This window comes from Segetibacter sp. (genome assembly GCF_025963695.1).
Taxonomy (GTDB): Bacteria; Bacteroidota; Bacteroidia; order Chitinophagales; family Chitinophagaceae; genus Segetibacter.
On sequence record NZ_JAOQAH010000019.1, the window covers coordinates 1 to 9,383 of the forward strand.

The window sequence follows — 9,383 nt, forward strand, 5'->3', positions numbered from 1 at the left end:
CCAGGGAAGTAGTGAGAATAAGTATAGAAATCCATATAACAAATAGTACATTCTTTAATAATTACATCTCATGAGCACAAAATGAAATAAGCGATAGAAATAGAATTTCTTACTACTTGAAGCTTTAAGACCATTCACTTTTCCTAATATTACTTGTTATCTCAGACAGGAATTAACTGCTTGGACAAGTATCAATTTTTGAACGGAATTGCGGAGGCAAGACATGTATAAGTAGTTGTGACGATAGAAATTTTTAAAACAACGATTTTCTCCTTCCTAGGAGATATCAGCATTATTTAATTTCTCTGCTCTCCACCACCTGAAGCCGATATAACCGACAATCGTAAAAGGAGCGAGCATTAAATAAATGATTCCGCTATTAAGCCCTTGCGCTGGTTTTTCACCTAACTGCCCTGCTGTTTTTGTACAAATAGAACATTGTGCAGACGCGCTTCCTGCTGTTATCATAAAACTCACCAGTAGAACCAAGATCCACTTTTTCATACACCTAACTTTAATGCAAAAGTAAATTAAAAACAATTTATAGGACAAGTGGTTAATAACACTATTATCACCTTGTTTGTTAAAACACCATTTTTTAAATTAACGACAACAATAGGAGAAAATGTTCTATTATTCCCTCAACGCAATCAAGTCTTTATCCTTATAATATTTATATTGCCTGCCCAATAGTTATGTATACGACTCCACCATTTATTCAAAACATTTTCGAGAGGAAGAAGCTAATTCTAATACTCTTTATTATTGTCGCTTTATTCGTTGCTATAAAATATACCTTTTTTGCAGACGTTAATAACTACACCATTTTTTTCTATTCACTAAGACATTTAATAGATGGAAAAAGCTTGTATGCAGCCTACCCCGAAGAGTACTTAGACTACTTTTTGTACTCGCCTACCTTTGGGGCAATCTTCTCACCCATACTAATCTTACCTTATAAAATCGGGCTTTTTATCTGGCCTTTTCTTTTTACAGGCTTTTGGGTTTTAGCTGTAAATAAAATGCCATGGACAGAAAAACAAAAGATGTTCGCATGGTGGTTTGGTATACAAGAACTGCTGACTGCAGTAGATAACGTACAAACAAACCCTCTGATAGCAGCGATCCCTTTATTTGCTTTTGTGTGTATAGATAAAGGAAAATTTTTTTGGGCTGCATTTTTTATCGCTTTAGGATTTTATGTAAAAGTTTATAGCCTTGTAACCGCTGCTCTTTTTATTGTATATCCTAATAAACTTAAATTTTTGCTTTCGCTTGTTTTCTGGTTTGTTGTATTTGCGTTATTGCCTTTGTTGGTAACTTCCCCCGCCAAGCTGGTTTGGCAATACCAGCTTTGGTTCGATCGGTTATTCCAAAAGTCCGATCACGACCATATGACGAACGTTTCTATACACCGGATTATTAATCAAACTATATCATCAAATATTCCTCCGTCTGCAATAATTGCTGTCGGCATCCTGCTTTTTTGTTCTGTATTTGTACACATTAAGGAGTATAAAGAAACCTATTTTAAAATGCTTCTGCTTGCATCGATCCTTATATTTCATGTAATATTTAATCCTGTCTCTGAGTCAGCCACCTATATTACCGCGGTAACAGGTGTAATAGTTTGGTGGCTGTATTGTCCGAAAAATTACTTCGACTGGTTCTTAGTTGTCTTCTGTTATATCTTCACTGTAATGGGACCGACAGACCTTATGCCGAGATATATAAGAAAGCAATTTATAGAACCGTATGTATTGAAGGCGCTTCCCGCTGTGCTAATTTGGTTTCGTGTTCTTTACCTGATGCATTTCCCCTCCCACAAAATTACCAGTAACTTAAAAGACCCCGGCAGTTATGAAGCATAACTGGACCGAGTTCTGGCGAGGAAAGAATGAGTTTGATAGGTCGATGGACGTAAACTTTACTTATTTTTTAAGTCGTGTAACAAAATACGTCAGCTTCAATAAAAGTTTAAACGTTCTTGACATTGGTTCTGGTCCCGGCCATTTGGAAGACTCTATTTACCATAAGGTAAATGAAATACATGGAGTGGATGTATCGGAGAGGTATAATCTAAACGCAAGGGAAAAACATAAAGATCATCCAAACGTCTTTTTTCATGATCTCTCTGCAACCGACTACCTGAATTTTTCTATGTTGAATGGAAAAAAGTTTGATATTATCATCGTCATGAGCGTGCTGCAGTATTATAAAAGCAAAGACGAGGTGTTACTGTTATTGAAAAACCTTATGCCTTTTACGACTAAAGGGTCAAAAATTTTACTTTGTGACCTGATCGTTCAGCAATCAGCTTTTAAAGAGATAATTGAAATCATGATCGAATATCTGAAGGCAGGTAAAATTATTTATGCTGTTTCGCTATTTTTTCGTCTTCGGTTTTCGCAGTATTACCAGGTAAAGAAAAACAATGGGTTTTTAATTCTTACTGAACAGGATTGGAAAGAAATTTTATCGCAACTCGGTTTAAAAGGGTCGTTTATTAAAGAAAAGCTAACGCTGCACAAAAGGCGCAAGAACATTCTAATTGAAATGTAGCAGAAATCAAAAACTGTTAGGCACACTTGTCGATTTTATCTTGAAATCATATCATCAGACTGCGCAATCTTCGTATTACAAGTCACCTAATTGAGGACGTAAAATTATATCTTCAACCACAGCCATTGGTGAAAGTTGGCTACTTGCAAAAACCATTTTAGCTACATCATTCGCTTCCATAATCCTTTGCGGATCTATATCAGAACCTTCCCAGCTTCCACTAAATGTTGCACCAGGCAACACAGCGGTCACTTTAATTCCGTAAGGCTTCATTTCTTCCCGCAGGTGTTTTGTTAGCCCTAATAAAGCAAACTTGCTGATGCCATACGAACCTACATTCGGCAAAGGCTGAAAGGCAGCAATCGAACAGATATTGAAAATGTGACCTTGTTTTCTTTCCATCATTACAGGTATTAAAGACCGGCTAAGATGGTATGAGCTGTACACATTTACCTCCATCATCTTTTCAATGGTTCCATCTTTTTCATCATGGATAGTTCCAGGGACAAAATAACCGGCATTATTGACGAGCACGTCTGGAGTTATGTGTGATTCTAGTATCCACTTTCCAAATTGCTTAACCTGCCCTGCATCTCCAATATTCACTGCTTTTGATGTAACTAACACCGCCGGAAACCTGGTAAGAAAGTCACTTTTCATTTCCTGTAAATCACTTTCCGTTCGTGCACAGGCAACAATATTGTATCCTGCAGCCGCAAATTGTTCTGCAATTGCCCGTCCCATTCCTTTGGTGGCGCCGGTGATAATAACATTCATTTTTATGTTTTTAAGTAGCTTGCGGGCAAAACTAAGTAAATAGATACCGAAATTGTAGCGAATGGCTTACCAGCATCTTTTCTTCGACCTCGACCATACATTGTGGGATTTTGAAACAAACTCTAAAGAAACACTTTCCGAACTTTTTGTGCTGCACAAAATGAATGAGACGGTTACCCCAGACTTTCAACTCTTTTATGAGAAATATGCGTTTCACAATAAAAGGCTGTGGCACCGGTATAACCATGGATTTATCCGGCAGGATGAATTGAGATGGAAAAGAATGTGGCACACCCTGTTAGAATTTAAAATTGGTAACGAAAATTTTTCGAAGCAGCTAAGCCACGAATACCTCGAAATATTGCCTACTAAAAAAGCACTCTTTCCGCATACTCAAGAAATACTGCAGTATTTAACAGGCAAGAATTATAAGCTTCACCTAATTACCAACGGTTTCGAAAATGTGCAATGGCGTAAGCTTGAAAACGCAGATATTGGCAAATACTTTTCTACCGTAATTACTTCTGAAACTGCTTGCTGCCTGAAGCCCCATAAAGAAATTTTTGACTTTGCAATTAACAAAGCGGGCTGCTGCTACACCGAAGGCATAATGATTGGAGACAATTTGGACGCCGACATACTGGGGGCAATGAAGGCCGGCATGGACACCATTTTTGTCAATCACATAAGGGAAGAGACTACACTTAAACCAACTTACATTATCTATCATCTTAAGGAACTGGAAGACATCCTATAACCGCATTAACGACAGGGGTAAAACAGTGCATACTTTTTTGGAAGCAAACATTATTGCTACTATTGGGCATTGTTGCGTCGCACACTTTTACAGTTTTTTCTTCACTTGGCACATCACTAAGGGTGCGTACCAAATTGACGCTACTTTAAAGGGAGACGTCATTGCGAGAAGGAACGACGAAGCAACCCGCTGATAGAAATAAAAAGAGACTCATAATTGTAAAAGCAATTCCTTCGTTCCTTGCAATGATGGGTAGGCTGAACAATAAATGACAATTTTAAATGCACCGGACTTTATCTCTTGTGAAATATAATTACGCATTATACTTTTTCCCTTACGGTGAACTTAAAATTTTAGTCGGAGCATTAAGCTACAATCGTACGAAAAGTAAGGTTTATTCTTGGCCGGCTAATTTTCTTTGCAGGAGGAAGACGGTGTAACCAATTTGTTTGAGTAGCACCTTTCATTAGCAGCAAACTACCGTTTTCCAACAAAACTGAAATGGTCTGTTTAGTTTGCTTGTGTTTGAATAAAAATTTTCTCTCTGCGCCAAAACTGAGAGATGCAATTGCGGAGCCCTTTCGCAGGGTTTGTTCGTCATCGCTGTGGTAGGCCATTCCCTCGTCTCCGTTGTGATATAAATTTAGCAGGCACGAATTATAGCTTTCATCTGTGGTTTTTTCTACGATTGTTTTTAGTTCCAGCAATTCCTTTGTCCACGGTAACGCTTGTTTTGTGGTATTAGAATAAGTGTAAGCATAACCCGAATCACCATACCACGCAGCCTTTCTTTTCGTAATGATATGTTTACCAAACATAATTGCTTCATCGTTCTTCCAACTGATGCTGCTAAGTAGCTTATCGAGGTAATGTTGCGATTCTTGTTGCTTGAAAATTTTACTATAATAGTTGGCTACTCCATCATTTGGTAAGATGTTTACTATGGTGTCTGTATTAAATAAATCCATCGTTTTTAATTTAGTACAAAACAGTTCTTAATGCAGGAAACGATTACACGTTTACTAATGTTCACATGTTGTCTCTTCTTTGCTGTGCCGCCTACCTGCCAAATGTAAATTATCAATTTCCTAATTGTCATAATTACATTGTTTGTGTTGGTACAAATTTCAAATGCAACATTTGTTGAGTAAAGAAAAAATGTAAAAGAGTGCGACGCAAGCGAAGCAGTATAGTAGTAACACTGCCGGGAAACAAAAAGTTGGTACGATCTTACCCCGTTTTGGCTGAACTGAAAGAAGTTCTAAAACATTTTTTATGCAAACAAAAAAGGGCATAAAAAAGCTCTGTATTAAGCTACAGAGCGATTATTGAAAATAGAATTAATTTTAAATTCCTCCGGGTACTAGAAAGTCGCCAGCACAGTTACCCCGCCTTTTACGACCTGGTTGAGTTGCACATTTACCTTAGTACCAACAGGCAATATAACATCTACCCTACTACCGAATTTAATAAAACCCAGTTCGCTGCCCTGGTGTACTTCCTGACCTACCGACAAATAATTAATGATACGTTTAGCTAAGGCCCCTGCTATCTGCTTTACCAATATTTCAGCTTTATCATTTTTGATAACTACACTATGTCTTTCATTTTCTGTAGAAGATTTCGGATGCCAGGCCACAAGGTATTTTCCCTTATGATATTTGTTGTAGATGACCTCACCACTTACAGGGTTACGATTGACGTGAACATTAGCGGGACTCATGAAGACACTGATCTGAAGTCTTTTATCCTTAAAATATTCTTCTTCCATAATCTCTTCGATAACCACTACTTTACCATCGGCGGGGCAAATTACTTCCCTCTCACCTTTGGTGAGGGAGCGATACGGTATGCGGAAAAAAGAAACAATAAATAAAAACAAAATAGCGGAAGCAACGAATATAATAGTCGCCGTTTTTGGATAAGCATCCCCTAAAAAAATAAATGAGGCAATATTGATAAGCCCAAAAATTAAAGCAGCAACGCCAATACTCTTATACCCCTCTTTGTGAATAGTCATCAATTGTAGTTATGGTGCAAATATAGTCATTGAAAATAGTCATAAACTAAAACAAGGATAAACGATGCATCGCAAATTGCCGCGCTTAAACGGAAACCGGCTGGCAGTTCGGCGAACACCAACGGCGTTTCTATCACTATTAATGTTATACCTCAATTAACGTCAAAAGTTCTATTTCCGTATAATCCTCCCAAAAGTTCCAATCCAGGTTCTCTAATTTCTTATTGGTTTACCGCTTTTCAATACACTTTGAATTCTCTCCAGTGTTTTTCTTTCACCGCATAAACTTAAAAACGCTTCCCGCTCAAGGTCAAGTAAATATTGTTCACTCACTAATGTTGGCTCGCTTAGGTCTCCGCCACACATGACATACGCAAGCTTTCTGGCTACTTTAGCATCATGGTCAGTTGCATAATTTGCCCGCCACATTCCGTTAATTCCGGCATACAACGCTCCCAAAGCTGACCTGCCTAACACCTTGATGTCTTTCCGATGCACGGGGGTAATGTAACCTTGATCAAATAGTTCAATGACACTTTTCTTTGCTTCAGCAATTCTTCTCGATTGGTTCATCACAATCTCATCGTGACCTTTTCGAAACACACCCATTTCAAAACCTTCAAAACCACTGGTTGCCACTTTCGCAGTTGCTATATTAAAGAACCTGTTTTTTAAAGTATTTGTTTCGGGTTCATCTTCATGCATTTCATCTGCTGCACGAAGAACAAATTCTTTTGTTCCACCGCCACCAGGTATCAGACCTACACCGAGCTCTACAAGGCCAATATAGGTTTCAGCGGCTGCACAAATTTTGTCGGCATGAAGGTTCATTTCACAACCGCCACCAAGGGTTAATCCATGAGGCGCAATCACCACAGGAATAGAGGAATGGCGTATGCGCATCATGCTATTTTGAAACATCCTGATAGCAATGTCGAGTTCATCATACTCTTCTTCAACTGCGAACATGAAGATCATTCCAACGTTTGCACCTGCACTAAAATTGGCACCCTCGTTTGCAATTACGAGCCCTTTGAAATTCTCTTCTGCTAACCCAATTGCCTTATTTACGCCTTCCAATACTTCGCTTCCTATACTGTTCATTTTCGTTTTCCATTCAAGGCCCAAAACGTCGTCACCCATATCGTACACGGTACATGCACTATTCTTCCAAACCGTTTTTTCTTTGTAATTGTTAAGTATTAAGAAAGCTTCTGACCCTGCAATTGGTTTATATAATTTTGATTTTACATCATAAAAAAGCCTTTTCCCGTTTTCAACTTTATAAAAAGATGTAGCTCCGGTTGCAAGCATTTCGGCAACCCAGGCAGCAGGCTCTAGGCCTACGCTCTTCATTGCTTCAACGGTTTTATTAACGCCCAACAGGTCCCATGTTTCGAAAGCTCCAATCTCCCACCCGAAGCCTGCCATCATTGCATCATCAATTCTAAATAACTCGTCACTGATTTCAGGTATCCGATGCGAGATATAACTGAACAAGCTGTAGTGAAACTGCCTGTAAAATTCGCCAGCTTTATCTTGCGACGCGCTCAACATTTTTATTCTTGTTGGCAAATCTTCAATAGGCTTTGCAGCGTCAACACTTGCAAATTTTGGTTTGCTTCGAGGTCCATATTCAAAACTTTTTAAATCGAGCACGAAAATTTCTTTCTCCCCTTTAGAGGTAGGGGGCATCTTTTTAAAGAAGCCTTGTCCCGTCTTATCACCCAGCCAATTGTTTTCAGTTATCTTCTGCAGCCATGCAGGAATGGTAAATGTTTCCAGCGCTTCATCATTTTTACAATTGTCTGCAATTCCTTTTGCCACCTTAACCAACGTATCAATACCTACAACATCGGCCGTTCTAAAAGTTGCTGATTTAGGTCGACCAATAATAGGTCCTGTTAAAGCATCAATCTCATCAATTGACAATTGCAGCTTATCCATTAAGTTGAAAATGGACATGATGCTAAAAACCCCTATTCGATTGGCAATAAATGCAGGGGTATCTTTAGCAAGCACTGTTGTTTTCCCCAAAAACAAATCGCCATAATTCATCAAAAAATCAACAACAGCTTGGTCGGTATATGGGGTAGGAATAATTTCAAGTAAACGCAGGTAACGTGGCGGATTAAAAAAGTGGGTTCCGCAAAAGTGTTTTTTAAAGTCTTCGCTTCGGCCTTCAGCCATCATATGAATAGGTATGCCGGAAGTATTGCTGGTGATGAGCGTTCCTGGTTTGCGAAACTTTTCTACATCATTAAAAACTGCTTGTTTTATGTCAAGCCTTTCAACCACAACTTCAATTATCCAATCACAACTGGCGATGTCTTTCATGTTATCAGTAAAGTTGCCCGTGGTTATGCGGTTGATGACATCCTTAGAATAAACAGGAGAAGGATTACTCTTAACAGACGCAGTCAAAGCGTCATTAACAATCCTGTTTTTTACGGCAGGGTGATCAACAGTTAGGCCTTTTGCTAGCTCACCAGCATTCAATTCTTTTGGAGCTATGTCAAGCAGCAGTACCTGTAATCCTACTCCTGCAAAATGACAAGCAATACGGCTTCCCATTACACCACTTCCTAAAACGGCGACTTTTTTAATTGTTCTTTTCATGTGGAAGAAATTGTTCTGGCAGAAAGCGCGGAAGACGCGGAAAAAGAAATATTTTTCTCGTGCTGCGGTTTCTGCCAAGAATTTTGTTGCTCGCGCAGAAGGCGCGGAAGCCGCGGAAAAAGAAATGTATTTTTTCTGCGCCTTCTGCGATTTCTGCGAGAAATGCTTTTTGTTCAATAATTATTTACAATTCTTATAATTGATTCTTTGTCGATCAACTTCAAAGTATTAAAATTAACAAGGAAGCCGACCTTTTTGCCAGATAATTTTAAATAATTTAAAAGCTGCTTTTTATGAATTTCATGCAAACACTCAACAGATTTTATTTCGACTATCACTTCGTTTTCAACTAACAAATCAAGCCTGAATCCTAATTCTAGCTGAACCGATTTATATATTACAGGTACAGGAACTTGTGAACTTACTAATAAATCCAAACTTCGTAATTCAAAAAGCAAAGCTGCCTCATACACGCTTTCAAGCAATCCTGGCCCCAACTCTTTAAATACTTCAAAGATGCCGCCTCTAACTTTATATGTAAGTTCATCTAGATCCATTACCAGCTTTTTTCTAAAATTAATTTAAAAGCATAGTTCCCGTAACTTCTTCAATTTCCGCGTCTTCCGCGCCTTCTGCGAGAAATTCCTC

The 9,383-nt window shown here is 38.5% G+C and carries 9 protein-coding genes; 3 read left to right on the forward strand and 6 right to left on the reverse strand.

Annotated elements, in window-relative coordinates:
* Positions 1–276 precede the first annotated feature (276 nt).
* Entirely contained in the window at positions 277–504 is a 228-nt protein-coding gene (locus JWR87_RS02145; RefSeq protein ID WP_297814961.1) for a hypothetical protein, read from the reverse strand.
* A 191-nt stretch (positions 505–695) separates the two neighbouring features.
* Between JWR87_RS02145 and JWR87_RS02150 the strand changes: the two genes are divergently transcribed.
* Both JWR87_RS02150 and JWR87_RS02155 read left to right on the forward strand, forming a co-directional pair.
* Positions 696–1,871, forward strand: a complete 1,176-nt coding sequence (locus tag JWR87_RS02150) for a glycosyltransferase family 87 protein (protein WP_297814964.1) — start codon at positions 696–698, stop codon at positions 1,869–1,871.
* A complete protein-coding gene (locus JWR87_RS02155) occupies positions 1,861–2,562 on the forward strand; it encodes a class I SAM-dependent methyltransferase (RefSeq protein ID WP_297814967.1) in 702 nt (233 codons plus the stop codon). Before JWR87_RS02150 ends, JWR87_RS02155 begins: the two co-directional genes overlap by 11 nt.
* 75 nt (positions 2,563–2,637) lie before the next feature.
* Here the strand turns inward: JWR87_RS02155 and JWR87_RS02160 are convergent, their stop codons facing one another.
* Positions 2,638–3,339, reverse strand: a complete 702-nt coding sequence (locus tag JWR87_RS02160; RefSeq protein ID WP_297814970.1) for an SDR family oxidoreductase — start codon at positions 3,337–3,339, stop codon at positions 2,638–2,640.
* A 61-nt stretch (positions 3,340–3,400) separates the two neighbouring features.
* Here JWR87_RS02160 and JWR87_RS02165 point away from each other — a divergent pair, with 61 nt between their 5' ends.
* The gene (locus JWR87_RS02165) at positions 3,401–4,096 is read left to right on the forward strand and encodes a YjjG family noncanonical pyrimidine nucleotidase (protein WP_297814973.1); all 696 of its coding nucleotides are present in this window, start codon (positions 3,401–3,403) and stop codon (positions 4,094–4,096) included.
* Positions 4,097–4,461: 365 nt separating this feature from the next.
* Here JWR87_RS02165 and JWR87_RS02170 read toward each other — a convergent pair whose 3' ends face one another.
* From JWR87_RS02170 to JWR87_RS02185, 4 genes are all read right to left on the reverse strand, one after another.
* Positions 4,462–5,064 (reverse strand): alpha-ketoglutarate-dependent dioxygenase AlkB, encoded by a 603-nt coding sequence (locus JWR87_RS02170; protein ID WP_297814976.1) that lies wholly within the window; start codon positions 5,062–5,064, stop codon positions 4,462–4,464.
* Between the two features lie 395 nt (positions 5,065–5,459).
* Positions 5,460–6,116, reverse strand: coding sequence for a phosphatidylserine decarboxylase family protein (locus JWR87_RS02175; protein WP_297814979.1), 657 nt, complete (start codon positions 6,114–6,116; stop codon positions 5,460–5,462).
* A 213-nt stretch (positions 6,117–6,329) separates the two neighbouring features.
* A complete protein-coding gene (locus JWR87_RS02180; protein ID WP_297814982.1) occupies positions 6,330–8,735 on the reverse strand; it encodes a 3-hydroxyacyl-CoA dehydrogenase/enoyl-CoA hydratase family protein in 2,406 nt (801 codons plus the stop codon).
* Positions 8,736–8,908: 173 nt separating this feature from the next.
* Complete coding sequence (locus JWR87_RS02185) at positions 8,909–9,292, reverse strand: GxxExxY protein (RefSeq protein WP_297814985.1); 384 nt, start codon at positions 9,290–9,292, stop codon at positions 8,909–8,911.
* Between the last annotated feature and the right edge of the window lie 91 nt (positions 9,293–9,383).